The organism is Streptomyces sp. KL2 (assembly GCF_046529545.1).
In the GTDB taxonomy this organism is placed as follows: Bacteria; Actinomycetota; Actinomycetes; order Streptomycetales; family Streptomycetaceae; genus Streptomyces; species Streptomyces radiopugnans.
Genome location: NZ_CP127171.1, coordinates 1 through 19,954 on the forward strand (window position 1 = coordinate 1; position 19,954 = coordinate 19,954).

Consider the following 19,954-nt stretch of genomic DNA (forward strand, 5'->3'; position numbering starts at 1 on the left):
CTGGCGCGCGGAGCAGCGAACCGCGGCGCTGCGCGCCGCGGTTGCGGCTCGCTGCGCTCGCCGCTCGACGCTTCGCGTCGAGCCTTCGCTGCGCTTCGGCCCCGTGCTGCGCACGGGCGGCCCCTCCGCTTCGCTGCGGGAGCGAAAGTCGGCGCTGCGCGCCGGGGTGCCCTCGCTGCGCTCGGGGCCAGCCGCGGTTCGCTTCGCTCACCGCTGCCGAGGGGTTCCGCTGCGCTCCACCCCGGCAGCCACCCGGGTGGGTGGCTGGGGTGGGCGGCCGTCAGCACCGGGTGGGTGGCTGGGGTGGGCGGCCGTCAGCAGGTGAGTGGGGGGCGGGGGTTGGGCCCGCTGCGCGGGCCGGGCCGGCTACGGGAGGGCGGGGTGTGGGGCGGTGGTGGGGGTGACAGGCAGTCACGGGGCGAGGGTATAGGGCCGGTTTGGGTTGGCGGGTTCCCGATGCGTGGTGATGCATCAGTGTGTAGAGTCTGGGAAAACACACCACCCCCGGAAAGCGAGGAACGGCACCGTGCACGACGAGTGGGAGAGCCCGAAAATCCGCGCACCTGTAGGGGTGCGGCATGCGGGAATCAGCAGTGGAGCAGATGGGCGAGTGCAGCGTTATTCGGGTCGTGACTCTTCGCTGTTCCCAAATTTCTGGGGCAGGGATGCCAGCACGGCGCCGCTGAGCATGAGCAGTATGTTGAGTTCAAACGGCGTGATACGTGCCGTTGCGAGTGCCGCCGCCATCAGCAGTGTGCCGGCACCCCATAGGCCGGGCCTGTTGACCCTACGGGGCATCCAGAGGAGGAAGACGCGGCCCGTTGCCAGGGCTAGGACCCCTTCGGCAGCCAGTACAGCTGCCATGGCCATGGTGATAGCCGTAAAAGGTGTGGACATGCGCCCCCTTGATCGCTTCTGGGCGGTAGTCCCAGCAGTTGCGAGCCTACGCGTTTCCCCGGGGCACCACGCTGCGGTACCCGGCCGCCCGCTCACCGGGCAGGCCGACACCGTGGATCAGGGGCTCATCAAGGTGGCCCGTTCGCCGAAACCGTTGAGGACTAGCCGGGCGGAGACTCATGCTCATCTGTTATGCGGCGGATTTGGATTCTGGTTCGGGTGCGGGAGAAGTCAGGAAGCAAAGCGGGGAAGGGGAGGGAAGTTCGTGGCGGGTATCAGGCTTCGGCCGCATCAGGTGGAAGCGGTGGACGCGATTGTCCGGGCGCTGGAATACCGTGCAGGACGCGAGGTGCCGGAGGAGGGGCTGCGGGCCACGGCGGTGGCCGCCACCGGGGCGGGTAAGACGCTGATCGCCGCCGAGGCGGCTCGGAGGCTGGAGCCGCGGGGGCGGGTGCTGGTGATGGTGCCCACCCTGGACCTGTTGACCCAGACGGTGGAGGCGTGGCGGAAGGCCGGCCACACCGGTCCGGCGGTCGCGGTGTGCTCCCTGGAAGGAGACGAGGTGCTGGAGGCGTTGGGGGTGTGGTGCACCACGAACGCGATCCGGTTGGCGCTGTGGGCGGGGTCGGGGCCGGCGGTCGTGTTCGCCACCTACGCCTCTCTCGCGCCCCGCCAGGAGCCCGGCCCGGGCGGGGAGCTGGTTCAGGTGCCCGGGCCGCTGGAGGCCGCCTTCCAGGGCGCCTACGGGCAGCAACTGGAGCCGTTCGGGCTGGCCGTGGTGGACGAGGCCCACCGCACCAGTGGGGATGCGGCCAAGCCCTGGGCGGCGATCCACGACCAAGCACGGATCCCGGCGGCGCGGCGGCTGTACCTCACCGCCACACCCCGCATCTGGGAACCCGCCACCGCTGGGCAGCCGGACGAGGCAGAGGCCACAGAGGGCGGGAACGGGGCCCAGGAAGCCACAGAGAACCAGGGCGGGACTCAGGAGACCACAGCCCCGAGAGACACAGGAAAGGCAGCAGAGGACACCTCGGATGCCGTTGCGGCTGTCCCCGGGCAGGTGGTCGCGAGCATGGACGACGAACGCCTGTACGGGCCGCAGGTGTTCACGTTCTCCCTCACCGAGGCCATCGACCGGGGCATCCTGGCCCGGTTCGAGATCGACATCCTCGAGATCCGCCCACCCGACCTCGGTGTGGGTGGGAGCGAGGAGGAACGGCGCGGCCGGCGGCTCGCCGCCCTGCAGGCCGCCCTGATCAAGCACGCGGCCGCCACCGGGGTGCGGTCACTGATCAGCTTCCACCACCGCACCGTGGAAGCGATGTCTTTCGCGCGGGCCCTGCCACAGACCGCGGCCCGGCTGCACAAGGAGGATCCGGCGACCTATCCGCGGCGGGTATGGGCCGACTGGCTGTGCGGAGAGCACGAGCCCGCCCACCGCTGGGCCGTACTGGGCCGGTTCGCCGACGGCATCGACGACCACGGCTGGGAGACCGAACTGACCGTCCTGGCCAACGTGCGCGTCCTGGGCGAAGGCATCGACATCACCGGCAGACGCGGCGTCGACGGCGTCCTTTTCGCCGACGTACGCGGATCGGCCGTCGACATCGTCCAAGCCGTCGGCCGGGCCCTGCGGCAAAGACCCGGCCAGGGCAAGGTCGCACGGCTGATCGTGCCGGTCTTCCTCGCCCCAGGGGAGGTGCCCGACGACATGCTCGCCTCCGCCTCCTACAAACCGCTGGTCGCCGTACTGCAGGGGCTGCGCAGCCACTCCGAGAAACTCGTCGAGCAGCTGGCCGTCGCCACCACACCCAGCCGCGGCCGACCCACCTCCGTCACCGACCTCGACCCCGCCCACGGCGGCGGGAGCGGAGGCGAGGACAGGGGCGAGGGAGCCTCGCAAGAGGTACCGCTGCTGCGGTTTGCCACCCCCCGCGACCCGCACCTGATCGCGCAGTTCGTCCGCACCCGCATCATCCGACCCGAAACCCAAGTCTGGCTCACCGGACTCAACGCCCTCCGCACCTGGCACCAACAACAGAACGAGCACGGGGACAGGGACGGGGACCAGGACCAGGAGCACGAGTCCGAGGAGCACCGCGACAAGCACGAGAGCCAGGGCGGTAAGGGGCACGAGCAGGGCCAGGACGGTGTGCGTGAACCCCAGGGGCATGGCGACCACCAGACCGCGCCGTGCGAATACGACGACAACAGCGACCAGGAACACCGCAACCGCGGGAAGGACGAGGAAACCGGAAAGAGCCGCGCCGCCGCCACGGCCCACACACCGGTAGCGGTGCCGCTGGACGCCCGCGTCGGCGCCTTCCCCCTCGGGCAGTGGGTCAGCGAACAACGCCGCGCCTACCGCGCCGGAACCCTCGCGAAATGGCGAGTGGAGCTGCTGGAGGAAGCCGGCATGGTGTGGTCGGTGCCCGACGCCGCCTTCGAGGAGAACCTCGCCGCCGCCCGGGCCTACTACGCCGTGCACGGCACCCTGTGCGCGCCCCGAACCGCCGTCGCACAGGGCCGGCCCATCGGACAGTGGCTCACCAACTGCCGCCGCCCCCAAGGGCTCGGCAAAGACCCGAAACGGGCAGCCCAGCGGGCCGCCCGGCTGGCCCAGATCGACCCCGACTGGAACCCCGCAGCAAAGGGCTGGACCGTCGACTGGCAACGCCACTACGCCAAAGTGCGGGCCTGCATCCACGGCGGCGCCACCCTCGCCGAGATCCGCCCCGGCGTCACCGTCGGCGGAGAGGACATCGGACTCTGGCTCGCCCGACAGCGCACCCAGTGGGAGCAACTGGCCGACGGGCAACGCGAGCGCCTGGAAGCGCTGGGCGTCCAGCCCACCGCCCCAGCACCGGGTCGTGAAGCCGACGCCGCAGACCAGACGGCGGGAACGGTGGTGGTACCCGCCAGCGCCACCACCTGGGAACGCGCACTCGCCGCACTACGCCAATACCGGCAACGGGAAGGACACACGCGGGTGCCCCGCAAGTGGATCGAGGCCGTCCGCGACGAGGCCGGGCAGGAGCACCCGATCCGGCTCGGCATATGGCTCAGTAACCAGCGCCAGCGGCGGGACCGGCTGGACGCCGAACGCGCCACCGCACTCGAAGAACTCGGGGTGCTGTAGCAGAGGGGGCCGGAGAACATGGCGGGCGGGCCGACCGAGAGGGCAGCCCGCCCACCACTGGCGGTTTCCGGGTGCCGGGCTACAGGTAGCTGTCGTCGTGGCGGGCCCGGCGCCACTGCGCCTCGAACTCCTCCCGGTCCATCTCCTTCTCCGGCAGGCCAGGGTCGAACAGGTCCACCACGGGCGGGTTGAAGGTCCAGTCCTCCGGCCCGCTTCTGAGGGCGGTCCCGTCCTCGGTCAGCTCCACCTGCCGGAGCCTGCGCCCGTCGCCGCCCACCTCTACCAGGTAGACCGAGCGGTCGTCGTCTCCGTAGAGCCCGCCGCCCAGGCGCAGGTGGACAACGTCCCGGCCGGCCAGTACGCCGAAACCGGGACGACCACGCTGAGCGTCGCGTCGGGCGCGCAGCTCCTCCAGACCATCGGGCAGAACCGGCGCGTCGATGTCGGTCTCCTCCAGGTCCCATGTCTCGGCTCTCCCGACGGCCTCCGGGTCATCGACCACCTCGACCTCGGCGAGCCGCTCGGTCACCTCCCGGGCCGACCGGGCCCACACCCACCACCACAACCCACCCATCCCGTAGTCGTGGAGGACCAGGAAACGCACCCGGGGCGCGGCGTCGGCGTCTTTCACACCGGCCGACACTACCGAACCCGCCCACGCCAGGCTGGCGGGCAGGAGCAGGTCGATGCAGGTGGGAGGACCGTCGATACGAGGAGTGCCTGGTGTGTGCCAGCTGCATGCGTGTGATGAGCCGTGAGGCGCTCCCGCATCTTGTGCTCTTCAAGCCGGGTTGGTCACGGCTCGGAGTCCTCCGAAGGAGGGTGACGCCTGGTGGACCGGTCGTGCGGGCTCGCTCGCCGTCACCGACGACGACACGAGCGGGCCAGCAGCGCCTCGTTCGACAAGCCCGGTCACTCCAAGCCAGGCGGCGCAGCCGCGAACCCTCCGCAGCCCCGTGATCTCAGCGCCGGGCTTCGGCCGCGTGGCGCTGAAGTTCTCCGGCCTGCTTCATGTTCCTCCGAGATGAGATTCCGAAGTGGGTGGCGAGCGAATCTCGGTGAGGGGAAGCATCACACACCATCGCATGCACGTGCAGATGCATGTGCATCTGCACGCGAACTCCATTACAGTGTGGGCCAGTTGAGCGACCCACCAGTCGTCGCCTATGTATTCCGCAGGAGGACTTGATGCCCCTCACGCGCTGCGGCGCGGTGCTCGGGAACGGTCATGGAGCAGCCCGAGGCAGCGGCGCCTGGGAATGTGTCTCTCTTCACCCGCGTCCGTCGGCGGTGTGCCGTATGACGGCGGCATCGCTCCCGGCGGCCGGCCCGGGCAAGGAAGCCGCCGTGGCCGCACCGGCCGGGGGCCCCGGCACCCGCGCGAGTTCCCGTCAGCCGATGAACCTCGGCTTCTCCGGCGCCCTCCCGCCGCATCGACGCAGTGGGAGGAGCCTGCCCTCTGCGGCGCCCTGGGCCCGGTGCGGTGGAGTGCCGGGGCAGGTTCCGCACCCCTTACACGCAAGGGAGCCCGCGGTTCCGACCCCAGGTTTCCTAGGCCACCGGGTCGGGCGGGCTCTCTGCGCGGTGACCTCACAAGCCTGCGAAGACTCGGAAAGGAACACCAGTCATGGAGCATAAGCGCAACGGCATCCCCGGCGTGCGGCAGGCCCAGGCCGCTCTGCGGCGCCTCGTCCGGTGGGGCGTCCGGCGCCGCCGCGTGGTGGCCGGCTACCTCCTGCGGGGTGTCTGCTCCGGCATCGGCACCACCGCGGTAGGACTGGCCGTGGTCTGGCTCCGATCCCGCTACTGACAGCCCTCGGGTCAGGGGCTGCCACTCACCAGCGACCCCTGACCCGACCCGCCTGTTCCCTCAAAGCGCCCGGGCTTTCCTCACTATGGCGTTGAATGAATGAAATAAGTCATGAGGCTGGCCTCCAGACCAGGGCTCCAGGTAAGGCAGCACCACCGGGCCGCCGGCGGCGATTCGGTCGGCCAGAGGAACGCAGGAGGCGGCGGGCCTGCTGGTGCTGCTGGCGGACTGGCCGAAGACGCGTCCAAGGCTCCTGCCCCGCAGGTCCGGGGGCGGTGCGGAACGCGGCGCAGGAACCCCCCTGCGCTCCAGCGCTATCAGCTGGTGGGCCACCAAGGGGACCGGAGCCACGCCGACGGCTTGGCCGACCTCCCGGACCGACAGTGGAGAACCGCCCACGGCGCAGCACCGGGACCGTGGGGTGCCCGCGTCCGGTCCTCGGGTAGGGCTTGTGCCGCTAACGGCTGCCTCCTCCACCGCGTCGCCCGAGTAATCCCGGCCCACCCGTAACGAAGGCACCCTCCTGCGGACTGGTGAGGCAGGGTTGCGGAGCTGACCACCCTGCCCCGCGCGGGCGGCCCATCCAGGCATCGTTTGTCCCGGAGCAATCCGGGCGCGACCGGCCTCTGCCCGACAATCCGCCCGGGGCACACAAGGGCGGGAACCTAACCGCCCACCACACGCGTGCACCCGGTGCACGCCCACCACCCCACAAGGGAGCACACCGTAACCACGACCGGGCCGGCCCCGGGCCGGGACCGGGGCCAGCCGCTGCTCCAGCTTCTCGCGGGCAGGGCAGCCCTCGTGCTCACCAGCCAGGTACTCCACCAGCGCACGGCATACCGGAGGACTGCAGCCTCCGCAGGAGTGGCATCGCTCCCCTCCCCCTCCTCCCGGTGGCCGTGCAGGCCGCCCGCAGCCGCCGGCCACCGCAAGCCGGGCCGGCGGCGGCAGGAGCCTTCGCCTCCTGCGGAAACGCCGGGGGCGGGCTGCTGATCGGCGGGTGTTGAACCACCCCGCAACACTGCGGCGATCCGCAGAGGTGGAGAAAAATCCCTGCTCAGAGGGTGTTGAACCGTTCCGCAACACCGCTATGGCCCGCAAAAGTGGTGTCACGTCAGGGGCAGCAAGCCTGCCCGCCCAGCGCCACGTACCCGCCTCCTGGGAAGGGGGCGGCCGTGCGCGTGGAACCGAAGGGGGTCATTGCCTTGAAGAGCACTGTGTCCGTGCGTACCGCTGTCGTACTGCTGCTGGCTGTGCTGGCTTCGGTGGTTGCCGGCCTACTCACCTACTGGAGCGGGACAAACCTGCCCGTGGCCTTTCTGGCGGGTGGATCGGCCTTCGCAGTCGTGTTCCCGCTGGCCGACTCCGTCGTCGGTGACGCCTGACCGGCTGGCCTCGGCCCGGCTCGGGGCAAGGGAGCTGGGCCGGGCCGAGATGCCTCGGCTGCGGGAGAGTACGGGGAGGGTTATGGGCTCGTCGGTTGCTTTGGGACGTCCGGGTCTTCTCCCTGCCTCTCCAAGAGAGGGAAGATCAAGGCCTCGGGGCTGCGGCGTTCGGTGAAGGAGGAAACCTCCTCGTGGTAGAACGGGCCCAGTGCCCACCGCTTGCGGTGACGGGATGCCCGTACCAAGGTGGGATCCTTGATGTCCTCGTTCTCCTCCTGAGCGGGCGTGGCCAGGCCCAGCATGACCGCGCAGAGCCACTCGGCGGCCAGCGCCGACAAGCTTGCCGCGGCCGCTTGCCAGGTACCGGACACTTCGATGTCCAGCCCGGCCTGCCCGGCCACCCAGACCCCCAGCCGCAGCGAGAGAACCGCCGTCCAGACCAGCCCGGCCGCTACACCGGCCACCACCAAGACAACGGAGACAGCCAAACCCGTGCCCCGGGCCACACGAGCGGCCACCGATGCACGCCCGTACGGCTTGCGGTCCCCAAGCACCGACCACAGGAAACCGAAGCCTCCGATTGCCACCACCGTGACAAGAGCCCCCAGCACGGTGCCGACGAACGCCGCCACGGTCGCGGTCACGACCAATGCGAGAATGCGCTGCCCCACCGGCTGAGGCAGGATCACGCCCTCCCACCACGACGCCGACCAGAGGCCGGCCGCAGCGGCACAGGTCAGCGCTACCAGGGTCGCGACCTGGGCCAGGGCTTTGACAGCGCGAGCCCGCAGACCGGTGTGCTCAGCCACCTGCAGTTCGGTGGTGTGAAGCCGTTCCCGGAGTTCGGCGACGAGGCTGTGGGCTGCGCGGGCCTCAGCGGCCGCTCGCTGCTGGTCGGCCTCTATCTCCGTGGCGGAGCGGACAGCGGCTGCCAGCTTGCGCTGCTGGTCGGCGGTGACCGCCCGCAAGGAGGCGAGCTGGGCGCTGAGCCGGGCCTGGTGGGCGAGGGAGCGATCGAATTCGGCGCGGCGGCGGTCGAGTTCGGCGCCCAGGCGGCCCAGTTCGTCCAGCAGGGTGCGGCGGTCCTCCGCCTCGGCGGTCGAGTTCGCGTCGAGGGAGGCCGACATGGCCGCCACACGGTCGTGCACGGCGTGCAAGGTCTGCTCGGCTTCAGCTGTGCGGGCCGTGGCGGCAGCCAGGTCCTTACGCAGCGACCCCATAGTCAGATCGGCGCCTTCGAGTTCGAAAAGAGCGTTCTCCAGACGGTGAGCGGGATTGGCGCTGGCCTTCAGCGCCTTTTGGCGTAAGTCCCGCAACTTCGCCACCCGCTTCTCGGACAGCGGCGTGGAGAGCCGGTTGCCGATCCATACCAGTAGATCGATGAAGTCCTCCGGGGCGATGCCGTCACCACTCCGGTAACGCCGGACCGTGGTGTGGTCGTAACTCAGCGGCCCCTTGCCGTCGCTCCCCTTCTTTCCGCCGCCGGCGGCGTGCTCGTGGCGGCGCTCGGTGTTCAAGGCCTCCACCTGGCGCAGCGAGAGCCCTTCCCCGCGGGCCTCGCCAAACTCCTTCATCACCTCACCGAGCTCAGTTCCGAAAGCCCGCGCCGGTGGCTCCTCGCTGGCGTCATCCGTGATGCGGTCCGACAAGTCCTCCCCCTACCCTTCATCCCTTGCCCCCGGTGCCCTGCCTCCCCGGCAGGTCCCCTCCCGGACTCCCAGCGTAGAGACCGCACCAGAGCCACGGAGACGAATCCGCCACCCACCAGCGGCCCCTGGCCCGACCCGCTGAACTCCACGAAAGCACCCGGGCCTCCCTCACCACAGCGTTGATGGATTGATTCGTTTGACGGGACCGGTCTCCAAGCCGGAACTCCACGCAAGACCACACCACCGGGCCACCAGCGGTGATTAAGTCGGCCAGAGGCACCCAGGAGGCGGCGGGCTTGCCGGTGGTGTCGGTGGTCTGGCTGGTGGGCGCGTCCGAGGCGCGCACCTCGTAGGCGCGGGGCCGGTGCGGGTCGCGCCGCAGGAAGCCCTTGCGCTCCAGGGCCATCAGCTGGTGGGCCACGGAGGAGGTGGAGGACAGGCCGACGGCCTGGCCGATCTCCCGCATCGACGGCGGGTAGCCGCGGCGCTGCACCGAGTCGCGGATCACCTCGATCACCCGGCGCTGCCGGTCCGTCAGCCCGGAGCTGTCGGCGCGGATCCCCGGGGGGGGCGGCCGGGCAGGGAGCGGGTGGGCTTGGCCTCCGCACCGTCGCCCGCGCTGTCGGGCGCGCCGGGGGCGGCGTTTGCTTCCTGCACATGGTCGGCCCGGTCCCGGGAACGGTCCCGTGCGGCGATGGTGGCGCTCTCTGCGGTGGCGACCGTGAAGGAGATCTACATCGAGGTAACCACGCACCCCCTGCGGTGGTGGTCACGTCGGCCCCTCTCAAGCGGTTCTCCCTGGCTGGACAACGGCAGATGCTTTCGAAAAGTTATATCAAACGTAAGTTCGAGTGAAATTTCGCAGATTACCTGACGTGATCGATGAGGGCGGTGCATGGGCTGCGGAACGTCTCCGACTACTGCGGCAGCCTCTCGTACGGTTGCCGCTCCGGCGCTTCCGGCACGCAAAGCGTGTTCGTCAACCAGTCACCAGATGTAGTGGTTAGATGTTCTGCGGCCGCCCAGAAGTTGTGGTCCCCCGCTCTGAGGAGCGGCAAGTGAGTCGTATGCTCTGGAGGACCGAGCAGGCGGCTGCGCAAGGAGCCACTGCTGGGGAACGGCGGCATGGGTCGTCGCCAAAAGGCGACGGCCCCCTGTTCCAGCAGGGAGCCGTCCGAAGCGATCTGACAGCCACACCTCGTCGTAGAGGAGGAGCCATCAGCACCAAACCCGACCTTACGCGCACGACTAAGGGGGAGTCGAGTTGCCCCCACCGTCTGCTTCGAAAACTCACCCGTTCCGTATGGAGCCAGCGTTTGTGCCGCTCCCTGAGGCCTTTGGGCCGCACTGCCGGCCGCGGGCTGCTCTGGGGCATCGCCAGCAGCTTGGGCACGGTCATCGGCGCGTCCTGGATCGCGCCTTTCCTGCTCGACTGGGTGTCACGCCGATGATCTAGTTCACGTTCTGGCCCCGGTCCTCACCGGGGCCAGAACCACTCCCGGTGCACCCGTACGGCGAGGTGGTCTGGGAGCGCCGTGACGTCGTCATGACCAACTGGCGCGACGGCTCGGTCAACTTCGAGCAGCGCGGCGTGGAGTTCCCCGACTTCTGGTCGGTGAACGCGGTCAACATCGTCACCAGCAAGTACTTCCGCGGCGCCGTCGGCACCCCCCAGCGCGAGACCAGCCTCAAGCAGCTGATCGACCGCGTGGTGAAGGCCTACCGCGCCGCCGGCGAGAAGCACGGCTACTTCGCCTCCCCTGCCGACGCCGAGATCTTCGAGCACGAGCTGGCCTACGCCGTGCTCCACCAGGTGTTCTCGTTCAACTCCCCGGTGTGGTTCAACGTCGGCACCGCCCAGCCCCAGCAGGTCTCCGCCTGCTTCATCCTCTCCGTGGACGACTCCATGGAGTCGATCCTGGAGTGGTACAAGGAAGAGGGGATGATCTTCAAGGGCGGTTCCGGCGCCGGCCTGAACCTCTCGCGCATCCGCTCCTCCAAGGAACTGCTCTCCCCTGGAAGGGCATCACCCACTCCCATGCCACCCGGTGAAGCCCTTCCTGCGGCCTTCTAGGTGCATGCCTTCGTGCCGCGGGGTGGGTCGCCGTTTCCGCGGGTGATCTGGAAGGTCACCGGGAGGTCCTGCAGTTTGGGGCCGAAGTGGCCGGTGGCGGTGACGATCAGCCGGATCCAGCCGTCGTCTTCGCCTGTGATGACGACGGATTCCCCGATCGCCACGCCGGTGACCGTGCAGCTGCGCGCCGGGGTGATGACGAAGTAGCTCACGCCTTTCCCGTCCAGTGCGGTGACGCTGATGCCGAGGTCTTTCTCCGGTGTCCACTCGGTCGGCGCGGAGGTGGCCCAGGGGATCTTGGCGGTCAGCTGTCTTTGGGCGGGCGGGGCGGTGCTGGGGGTCTGCGCCGCCTTGGTGGGGGCCGCGCTCGTCGGCCGGGCGGTGGGTGTGCTGCCGGAGGGGTCTGGGCCGGGGGTGCCCGAGGTGGTTGGGGGGCGGGTATCGGTGGTGTCGGTGAGGATCGCGGCACCGGCCCAGCCCAGCAGGGGCAGCGCGACAGCCGCGGTGGCCAGCGCCCAGGGCCAGGTGCGTCTTGGGCCGGCCGGAGTGTGTCGGGCGTGGTCGTGTGATCCGTCCGCCGTTTGAGGCGGGGGCGGGGGCGGCTGGTCGTTTCGCTCTGTGGGCGGGGTGGGTGCGGTGGAGCGGGCGGCGTCGGCGCGTTTCCAGTGTTCCAGGCACGCGGCCACCGTGGGCTCGCCGCCCAGCGCCCAGGCGATGGGCTCCACGGTCTCCCAGCGGGGGAGCCGTTTGCCGTTGAGGATGTCGGAGATGGTGCTCTCCCGCACGGTGGCGTCCGGGTACCGCGTTCGGCTCCGCCGCACGATGGTGGTGTAGCTGGGCTTTGCCGCTTCCCGGTGGAGGTCGCGCATCCACGCGGCGAACTCCGCGACCGGATCTGTGGCGCTTCCGGTTTCTTCGGAGTCGTTCGCTGTCATTCGATTCCTCCCCAAGCCCAGGTCGCAGGTGGCTCACTGGTGGCTGTCCGCACCTGCCGGTATCCCATCAGAGAGGTACTCATGACCGTGCTTGTTCTGCTGGCCCTGCCAGCCTTGGGGCTGTTGCTGGCCACCGGTGTGGCGCTGTTCGCCCGCGATCCGCGCCGGTGCGCCGGGCGCGTTCGGTCAGCAGCACATCCAGGAAGGCCTTGCGCGGCAGCCGCTCACCGCTCAGATACCGGGAGACGGCGGCGGGGCTGAACCCGTACCGGCGGACGGACTGGCGCAGCGAGAGTCCGCAGGCGTCGAACAGACCCCGTAAGGGCCGGCCCAGTGCCGGCCCGTACGCCGTCCCCCGCCGATCACGCGTTCCCCCCTCCGCACCCCATGGAGCCTGCAAACAGGCCGTGCCGGAAACAGCCTGTTCCCCTGACACACCACCGCACCGGTCTTCCACCGTAATCAACCACGGTCCCACCGCCCCGCAGGCCTCGAAAGCGGCCCGTGCGCGGCGGGAGCGGCCCGCACCCACCCGAACAGAAAGGACACCACCGTGACGACCGACACCACCCCCAACACCCCCGCACCGCACCACGACGACCATCGGGAGCTGCGCCGGCACCTGCTGCTGCTCTGGCTCCTCGCAGTCGGGACAGCCCTCGCGTTCGCCGGCTACGTCTTCCACCGTCACCCGGGGTTCCGGGAGACCGCGGTTGCCGTGGGCGGCGTCGGCACGTTCCTCCTGACGACCGTGCTGGCCGCCCGCGACCACCGGTGACAGCCTGCCGGGGGCGGCGGCTCGGGAACCGCCGCCCCCGACAAGCACCATCACCCCAGCAGACGGCACAACAACCCGCGCCCGAATGGTCACGGCAGCGTCTGCGGCTCCGACAGCCACCCAGGCTTCCACCTCCCGGCACCCACGCTTCTTGCTGCGCTCTCCGGCCAGCCTGCGTCGGCACGCGTCGTCGTGCTGTCCGACCACCGATCGGTTCTGGGGCGTCTGAAGTTCAGTCGCCGAAATTATCGCCAACTTGTGGGATCGACTTACGAACTTTCCATAAGAGCTTGCGGTAGAACATCCAGTGCGAGCTGAGGGTTTGATCGAATGATTAATGATCTTGATAGTGAGCTTCGCGAAGCTGACACCGAGGGGCCTGGAAGTGGTGTTTCCATCACTGCATGGGGTGCGGGCACGAACCGCGACCAGATGGAGGCCGACCGTGAGCTGTACAGGCGCTTGAGGGCAGCTGAGTTCACCGGATGGCTTCGGAAGCATCTGGAGCAGGACCTGTGGCAGTACGGGTGGCGCGTGCTGAGGGCATGGATGCGGGACGGCTCAGTTATGAACCGCTGCGCAGAGAAGGGCATCAGGATGTCATCCCGCTCGGAGGAAGAGCAGATCCTGATGCGCAGCGACGATGTTCGGGACGAGATCGCCTTCGAAGCCGTGAAGCCGGCTGTGGAGTACTTCATCAACGACGTACTCGCTGAGGGGAAGTGGGACCCAAGGAGAGGCGCCACTCTGCGCACCTACTTTATGGGTACATGCCTGCACTACTTCCGAGACGCCTTTAAGACGTGGGCACGTAGCCATCGGCGGCGGCTGAAGGAGGTCTCTGGTTCCCTAGACCTCGTAGACCGCCCGTCACGCGAGGTGCACCCGGAGGAGCTTGCCGCGCTGCGTGACACGGTGCGCCGTGTCCTGAGTGGGGCAAGCTGGGAAGTTCGCGCCATCTGCGCACTGATCTACGAGTCGGGTCTGACCCAGAAGGAGATCGGCGAGAAGCTCGGCATGACCTCCCGAGTGGTCGAGGTGCATCTACGCAAACTTCGCAAGCAGGCGAAGCTTCGGGTGCGTCTCGGACACGTGAGCGTGCCCTACTACCCCAAGACGGTTGCACGGGCGTCGCTGCGATGAACGGACTCGATCTGCGTACGACCGTGATCTTGTTGGCTGGCTGCGGAGTCACGTACGTTGCGTTCCTGCACCCAACTGTCGGAACTGCCTTACTGGCTGGTGTTGCTGTCGTGACCCTGCTGCACCTTCTACTGAAGCAGTAGAAGGTGCGTTGGAAGGGCCCCTCAAGGAGCTAGGTCTTCCGCCAGGCTCAGTCCCTTGAGGGGCCCATGAACCGCTGACTTGTATGGCGGCAGTGGTGCGTGGGCGGGTTGGCTGCCCTTAGCGTGCTGCCGGGCTTCGGCTGGGGTGACTCGTGACCGCTTGCCGAACCATAGCTCTCCCGGAGTGTGTTCCTCATCCGATGCCCGTCTGCGGCCTGACTCAACAGAGGCGTGACCCGGGCTGGGCTGGTTCCGGAAGTCGGCCTGTCGGCCGTAGATCTCCTGCCGTCTCGTTCCGCCGGTGAGCGGCCAGGCCAACCACGGGCGCCGGATGCTCCCAAGCACGGAAAGGAAGCCGTCCCTGAGCCCGATGCGGGCGATGCTGACGGTTGTACCGGACACAGGCGGCGAGGCCGTGTCGGGCATGCCTCTCGTGCCGGCTCGGTAGACGGTTCAACACCTCGCGCCACCGGGCTCCGATGGCCCGTCGCCACGGGCGTTCCTCCGGGGAGCCGCGGTGCGGTCTCGGCGGCCTCGCCCCCCCCCCGGCTGCGAAGGCTGCGGCGGAGGACACGGAGTGCTGCGCGTCCCGGTCGCGGACCAGGAAGCGCGGCGCGTCGTCGCACACGCCCGACTCGACGGCGGACTCGCGGGCCTGCCGCGCCGCCCGGGATCTCCTTGAGGGCTGGTCGCCCCGGCGATGCGCGGGCGGAGCGCGGCGTGCGCCGAACCTCGGGGCGTCCACCCGGCGCGGGAGTGTTCCGTTGGCGATGGCCACCGCAGTGACGTGGATGATGTTCTCCCCGCCGACGCGGGGGTGCTCCGAACGCGACCACGTGTGGTGTCAGCCGCACGTGGCCGCGGCCGTCGTAAGAACGGTGACCGCTCCGGCGCGGTCGGGAAGGGCCGGGCGGGGTTCCCTAGGGAGCGGGCGGGCTGGGTTCAGCGGGGCGTCGGCAGCCTGTCCAGTGGTCGGCGGTCCTCGCCGTGTCCGGCCACCTTCCACACCGGCCGGTCAGGGCCGTGGGCGGCCAGCCGCTGCAGGGTCGTGGTCGCCACGACCAGCTGCCGGTGCCGCACGGGCGCGATGGTGGCCGCGCGGTCGTGGAAGGCGGCCTCGCGGGTGTCGGGTGCGGCGCGGCGTGGGGCGGGGGCGAAGACGAACAGCACCGGCGGGAAGGGCCGGTCCAGGGACGGCCCGGCGTAGATCTCCTGCCAGTGGCTGCGCGGGGCGCGGGCGGCGTTGCCGCGGCCGGTCGGGGGTGCGGTGCGGTAGGCGTTGTAGCGGTCCAGCTTGGCGGTCAGGCGGGCGTAGGACATGGTGCGGTCGATCTCCACGAACGCGGTGGAGCCGTCGGCCAGGAGCACCACGGCGTCGGGGATGAGGGAGCCGGCCGGAGTGGGATGGGTGACTTCGAGGTTCCAGTCGGCGTGGTCGGCCACCTCCGCCTGGTGGAAGGCGGCGGCGGTGTCGACCACGGCCAGGGCGTGCTCGCGGAGACCCGTCTTGCTGGCGGCGACGCGCTTACCCGTGGTCCGGCCGGTCGTCGGCGCGAGCTCACCGGAGGCGGCGGCTTCGGCCAGACCGGCCGGGGTGCAGTGCCAGTAGCTGTACTGGGCGCGGTGGGTCCGGCCGACCAGGGCGGGGGATTCGGTGAGCAGGTTGCGCAGCGCGCGGCGGACGTGGTCGGTGCCCTGCTGGTGGGGCAGCAGCAGGGCCTTGAGCTGGCGGGGGGTGGCCAGGCGCAGCCGGGCCAGGGTGAGCAGGACTTCGCCGCGGAGGTCCGCCCCGGCCTTCGTCGCCGCTGCCTTGGGGGGCCGGGGCGCTTCTTCCGGTACGTCAGGAGCGGGAGAAGAGGAGTTGCAGTCGGCCGGGGCAGGTGAATCGGGGTTCTGATCAGCGGCAACCGTCAGACGGCGGCTTTCGGCTGCGGGGCTGGGAGCGGGGCTCACCACGGGGCTTGCTGCGGGGCTCGCTGCCGCGGCGGTGCTTGCCGGGGCCGGCGGCGCCTGGCCCGGGTTCTCGCTGGACGTGCGGTCGGTGGTGGAGTGCGGCTCGTGGGCGGGGCCGGGTGCGTGGTCGGCGGGCACGGTGTCCTCACATTCCTCCGGCCTGCTGGCCGGATCGACGGTGGGCCCGGCCCGCACGCGTGAAGCGATGCGGGCCGGGGCCACCGTGCGAAGCCACCCCTGGTCCGCGGTCTGACCGGCCACGGCTGGCAGTGTCCGCTTTGCCCCTGGACCACCCCTTGTCCGCACGGTTTGCCCGTGACCGAGAACACCTCCGGTGTGCCGCCGCACCGGAGGGTGGTTCACCAGCGGGCGCCGGAACTTTGGCCGGGGCCGGCCCCGGGCCAGCGGTACGGGTGCTGCCCGTCTGGGCGGTGCGGGTGTGGTGCGCGGCCCGGCTCGTGGGGTGGGTGCTGCCGCATCCGCCGGCGTGCCTGGTCACCGGCCGCGGTGAGCGCCTGGCCGATCTGGTGGAGGAAGCCGGTGGTGAGGTGGAGGGCCTCCAGGTCGGTGCGCAGGGTGTCCAGGCCGACGCCCCGGCAGGCCCGGTCAGCGGATGGTGCGCCGTCGTCGGGGTCGAAGAGGGCAAGTTGTTCGGGCCGTGCGGGCGGCTGGTGCGCGGCGGTGTCGTACAGCGGCCGGCCGGTACGGCGGGCGGTGAGCACCGCGGCGGCGACGGTCGCGCGGTCATGGCGCAGCGGGATGCGGGGGATGGCCCACTCCCCAGCGGCCCCGGCCCGCGCGAACGGTCGGCCGGCAGCGGCTCCCGCCTGGCGGGAGAGACAGCCCGACCTTCTGCTTCCTGATCCCGCCGGACGGGAGACGGCCCCAGGCGGTCGGCGCGTGTCAACGCTCTCCGGCCGGGTGGCCGGGATCCCCTGCTTCCCCGGTCGGCACGAACGGGCGCGCCCTGGTCCCCGTGCGGCCTCCAGGCTTCTTCCTTGCTGCCTTCTGTCCGCAGGAACCCCTTGCGCTCCAAGGCGGGCAAGCAGGGGCCGTCGGTCAGCGCGCGACACAAGCACCACGGGCGCTCCACAGTGCGGCCCCCACCCTGGGAAGGAGTCGCACGTGAGCACGTCATCGAGCCGGGGGAACGGTCCCGACCGCGTGACCTACCCTGCAAGGCACAGCCACCTCGTGCTGTTCACTACGAGGACGCCCCCAGGTGGGCGACGGCCGACCGCGAGGCCTCTTCCCGCGGACGCTGCCCCAGTGCAGCCAGCCACGCCGTTCGCCACACCCATCCGGGGAGATTCCTTGAACACCGCAGGCGCTCCGCAGGAGCCCCACCAGCCCAGCCGCCCTCGCCGTATCGCCCGGCGTCTGCACGCCGCCATCACCGGCCTGCACGCCCTGGCCCACAAAACCATCCGGTCCGCCGGCCCGAGCCTCGCCAAACGCGCCGCACGGCAGGTGGTTGGCTGGGCAGCCAGGACGACGTTGTTCGACACCGACGTAGACCTGCTCCACTGGCTGCAGCAGTTGCTCATGCCCTGAAAGGGTGCCGGGCGTCCGACCGGTCGGACGCCCGGAGCCACCTCCAGTGCCCGACCGCAGGGTGGAATAGCGGAACAGGCCCCTGTGCGGCCCGGCCTTACGGGGTGCTCCTGTGGCTGGCGGCTTCTATTACGACGTAATGAGGAGCAACTCCAAGGGGTGAAACACGGGCCCTGATGCTCCTCAATCACCTGCCACGTCAGTATGGTGACGTCATGGCATCTCCGTACCCCGATGGCGACCGGGAAAAGGTAGCGTCGAAGCTGCCTGCCGCGGTCCGCCAAGAGCTCAAGATCCGCACCGCCGAGCATGGTGTCGACATCCAAGACGCCGTCACTGAAGGCATTCATGCCTGGCGTACCGATGACGGGCCCCATTCGACCGTCGACACCGCTGGTGCCGAGTCCTTCTCCACCTGGCTCCCTGCTGGCCTGTACGACCAGTTCAAGGTGGACTGCACTGCCCGCGGCGTCTCCTACACCCAGGGCCTGGCCCAGTCGGTGCGTCTCTGGCTGGACACCCACCCTTCTCCGGGGCAGCAGCCTCACACCGGGCCGCAGCGGAAAGTCATCTGCAATCAGAAGGGCGGGGTGGGCAAGACCGCCATCGCCGCCGGAGTCGCCCAGGCGTATGCCGAGGCGGGCAAGCGGGTCCTCCTGGTCGACTACGACCCCCAGGGGCACCTGAGTGAGCAGCTCGGCATCGCCCAGATCCCCCCGGGCGAGGACAGCCTGGTGGCCCACATGTGCGCTGAGGGCAAGGCCGATCTGCGCGACCTGCTGGTCACGTTCGAAGACGACCGGTTCGGCAAGCGGCTGCAGATACTGCCCGCGTGCTTCGACGGGTTCCTCCTGGACGCGAAGATCGCCACCAACACCCGCATCCGCCGGCGGGAGACCACCCTCGAGCGGGCCCTGGAGCCGCTGGAGGCGGACTTCGACATTGTCGTCATCGACTGCCCACCGTCGCTGGGGATCGCGATGGATGCCGCCATCTACTACGGGCGGCGCCGTGACGGCGAACCGGCGGGTACCTCCGGCGTCATCATCCCCGTCCTCGCCGAGGACTCCTCCGCCACCGCCTACGCCATGCTCACCGACCAGATCGAGTCGCTGAAGGAGGACCTGGAGCTGGAGCTGGACTACCTCGGTCTGGTGGTGAACCTGTACGACTCCCGGCGCGGGTTCGTCGCCACCTCCAGCCTCCAGCAGTGGAAGTCGCTGGGCGACCCGCCGGTGCTGGCGGTCATCGGTGACCTGAAGGAGCAGCGTGAGGCAGTCCGTATGGGCAAGCCGCTGCTGAGCTATGCGCCTCGCTGTGACCAAGCTGAGGCGATGCGGCAGATTGCGAGGTCCGCGTCGTGAGCGGTAAGGCTGACCTGCTGGGAGCTTCGTCGGCGTTCGGCCGTGCCGGTACGGCCCGCAGTGCACGCGGGCGGGTTGCGGAGAAGGTTCTGGGCGGTAGCGACGATGGGCCGACCCGCCTGGCTCTGCATCTGCTGAGCCACAACCCGGACAACCCGCGTGACTCTCTGCCCGACGTCACCGACCTCGCCGCGTCCCTGCGGGACCACGGACAGAAGTCCGCGGTGACGATCATGTCCCGTGAGGCGTATCTGGCAGCCAATCCCGGCCGGGAGGACGAGCTCGAGCCGCGGTCCGCCTACGTCGTCATCGACGGCAACTGCCGCCTGGCTGCTGCCCGGCAGGCCGGCCTGTCCTCGCTGCGGGTCATGATGGACGAGTCTCTCGGTGGTGACCCGGACGAGCTGCTGGAGTCCGCTCTGGTGGCCAACATCCACCGCCAGGACCTCGATCCGCTGGACGAGGCGCGGGCGCTGAAGAAGCTGCTGGAGGTCCACGGCACCCAGGACAAGCTGGCCAAGCGGCTTCACCGATCTCAGGGCTGGGTCTCCCAGCGCCTGGCGTTGCTATCCCTGACTCCTGAGCTGCAGAAGCGTCTGGAGAGCGGGGCGGAGCCGGTGGACCTGCTGCGTGCAGTGGGGAAGAAGCCCCCGGAGCGACAGGAGCAGGAGCTGACGCGGCTGAAGGAAGAGCGGGCCCGTAAGCAGGCGGCCAAGGGCGCCGCGAAGAAGCAGTCGCGGCAGTCGGCGGCCGATCCTCATTACGACGTAATAGAGGGTGCTGGTCCCGCTGCAGAGGCGACGGAGCCGGGTCAACCCGCTCAGGACAGCACGGAGCCCGCTAGCGCCCCGGCTGTTCCCACGCAGCCCGCAGCCTCCTCGACCCCGGATACCCAGGCGTCCCGGCCTGCCGCTGTGCGGATGCCGTGGGACAGTCCCGGCGAGGTATGCGTGCTGCTGAGGGAGAACATGGCGCCGGAGAAGCTGGAGAGGCTCATCGAGCTGCTTCAGCAGCCCGCGGAGAAAGACGAGTACTGACCCGGGCCGCCGTGCGTGAGGGCTCTGCACCATGAACGGCGCAGAGCCCTCTGCTTCGCTGCTCAAGCGAGAGCTTCCCGGGCACGA

The 19,954-nt window shown here is 69.9% G+C and carries 13 protein-coding genes and 2 pseudogenes; 9 read left to right on the forward strand and 6 right to left on the reverse strand.

All coding sequences use genetic code 11. The features are described from left to right. Window positions 1-1,162 precede the first annotated feature (1,162 nt). Window positions 1,163-4,039: a Helicase associated domain protein gene (locus QPK52_RS27150; RefSeq protein ID WP_410540498.1), complete on the forward strand. Its 2,877-nt coding sequence runs from the start codon at window positions 1,163-1,165 to the stop codon at window positions 4,037-4,039. 79 nt (window positions 4,040-4,118) lie between these two features. On the opposite strand, the gene QPK52_RS27155 is transcribed toward QPK52_RS27150, so the two are convergent. Further along, entirely contained in the window at window positions 4,119-4,613 is a 495-nt protein-coding gene (locus QPK52_RS27155) for a hypothetical protein (protein ID WP_410540595.1), read from the reverse strand. Between the two features lie 1,053 nt (window positions 4,614-5,666). Between QPK52_RS27155 and QPK52_RS27160 the strand changes: the two genes are divergently transcribed. Together QPK52_RS27160 and QPK52_RS27165 are read left to right on the forward strand one after the other, a co-directional pair. Further along, window positions 5,667-5,849 carry a hypothetical protein gene (locus tag QPK52_RS27160; protein WP_410540499.1) on the forward strand — a complete coding sequence of 61 codons (183 nt, stop codon included), beginning with the start codon at window positions 5,667-5,669 and terminating at the stop codon, window positions 5,847-5,849. A gap of 1,178 nt (window positions 5,850-7,027) precedes the next feature. Continuing rightward, complete coding sequence (locus tag QPK52_RS27165) at window positions 7,028-7,237, forward strand: hypothetical protein (RefSeq protein WP_410540500.1); 210 nt, start codon at window positions 7,028-7,030, stop codon at window positions 7,235-7,237. A gap of 80 nt (window positions 7,238-7,317) precedes the next feature. On the opposite strand, the gene QPK52_RS27170 is transcribed toward QPK52_RS27165, so the two are convergent. Continuing rightward, window positions 7,318-8,886, reverse strand: coding sequence for a hypothetical protein (locus tag QPK52_RS27170; protein ID WP_410540501.1), 1,569 nt, complete (start codon window positions 8,884-8,886; stop codon window positions 7,318-7,320). A 238-nt stretch (window positions 8,887-9,124) separates the two neighbouring features. Next, window positions 9,125-9,543 (reverse strand): annotated as a pseudogene (locus QPK52_RS27175) (repressor LexA); the annotation flags it as partial. Between the two features lie 844 nt (window positions 9,544-10,387). Here QPK52_RS27175 and QPK52_RS27180 point away from each other — a divergent pair. Then, window positions 10,388-10,927, forward strand: a pseudogene (locus QPK52_RS27180) (vitamin B12-dependent ribonucleotide reductase); the annotation flags it as partial. Between the two features lie 29 nt (window positions 10,928-10,956). On the opposite strand, the gene QPK52_RS27185 reads toward QPK52_RS27180, so the two are convergent. After that, window positions 10,957-11,895, reverse strand: a complete 939-nt coding sequence (locus QPK52_RS27185) for a hypothetical protein (protein ID WP_410540502.1) — start codon at window positions 11,893-11,895, stop codon at window positions 10,957-10,959. A 553-nt stretch (window positions 11,896-12,448) separates the two neighbouring features. Between QPK52_RS27185 and QPK52_RS27190 the strand changes: the two genes are divergently transcribed. Next, complete coding sequence (locus QPK52_RS27190) at window positions 12,449-12,673, forward strand: hypothetical protein (protein WP_410540503.1); 225 nt, start codon at window positions 12,449-12,451, stop codon at window positions 12,671-12,673. Between the two features lie 330 nt (window positions 12,674-13,003). Continuing rightward, complete coding sequence (locus tag QPK52_RS27195; RefSeq protein WP_410540504.1) at window positions 13,004-13,816, forward strand: sigma-70 family RNA polymerase sigma factor; 813 nt, start codon at window positions 13,004-13,006, stop codon at window positions 13,814-13,816. Between the two features lie 1,085 nt (window positions 13,817-14,901). Here the strand turns inward: QPK52_RS27195 and QPK52_RS27200 are convergent. After that, entirely contained in the window at window positions 14,902-16,173 is a 1,272-nt protein-coding gene (locus QPK52_RS27200) for a replication-relaxation family protein (protein WP_410540505.1), read from the reverse strand. A 98-nt stretch (window positions 16,174-16,271) separates the two neighbouring features. Next, window positions 16,272-16,634: a hypothetical protein gene (locus tag QPK52_RS27205; RefSeq protein WP_410540506.1), complete on the reverse strand. Its 363-nt coding sequence runs from the start codon at window positions 16,632-16,634 to the stop codon at window positions 16,272-16,274. Between the two features lie 592 nt (window positions 16,635-17,226). Between QPK52_RS27205 and QPK52_RS27210 the strand changes: the two genes are divergently transcribed. The 3 genes from QPK52_RS27210 to QPK52_RS27220 all read left to right on the forward strand — a co-directional run bounded on the left by QPK52_RS27210 (window position 17,227) and on the right by QPK52_RS27220 (window position 19,867). Next, the gene (locus QPK52_RS27210; RefSeq protein ID WP_410540507.1) at window positions 17,227-17,466 is read left to right on the forward strand and encodes a hypothetical protein; all 240 of its coding nucleotides are present in this window, start codon (window positions 17,227-17,229) and stop codon (window positions 17,464-17,466) included. A gap of 215 nt (window positions 17,467-17,681) precedes the next feature. Then, the gene (locus QPK52_RS27215) at window positions 17,682-18,830 is read left to right on the forward strand and encodes a ParA family protein (RefSeq protein ID WP_410540508.1); all 1,149 of its coding nucleotides are present in this window, start codon (window positions 17,682-17,684) and stop codon (window positions 18,828-18,830) included. Further along, complete coding sequence (locus QPK52_RS27220) at window positions 18,827-19,867, forward strand: ParB/RepB/Spo0J family partition protein (protein WP_410540509.1); 1,041 nt, start codon at window positions 18,827-18,829, stop codon at window positions 19,865-19,867. The genes QPK52_RS27215 and QPK52_RS27220 overlap by 4 nt, the downstream gene beginning before the upstream one ends. Window positions 19,868-19,954 lie beyond the last annotated feature (87 nt).

Excerpts from the sequence above, each read along its gene's own strand:
- QPK52_RS27155 (WP_410540595.1), bottom strand. The coding sequence starts at position 4,613 with ATGGGTGGGTTGTGGTGGTGGGTGTGGGCCCGGTCGGCCCGGGAGGTG.
- QPK52_RS27160 (WP_410540499.1), top strand. The coding sequence starts at position 5,667 with ATGGAGCATAAGCGCAACGGCATCCCCGGCGTGCGGCAGGCCCAGGCC.
- QPK52_RS27185 (WP_410540502.1), bottom strand. The coding sequence starts at position 11,895 with ATGACAGCGAACGACTCCGAAGAAACCGGAAGCGCCACAGATCCGGTC.
- QPK52_RS27195 (WP_410540504.1), top strand. The coding sequence starts at position 13,004 with ATGATTAATGATCTTGATAGTGAGCTTCGCGAAGCTGACACCGAGGGG.
- QPK52_RS27215 (WP_410540508.1), top strand. The coding sequence starts at position 17,682 with ATGGCATCTCCGTACCCCGATGGCGACCGGGAAAAGGTAGCGTCGAAG.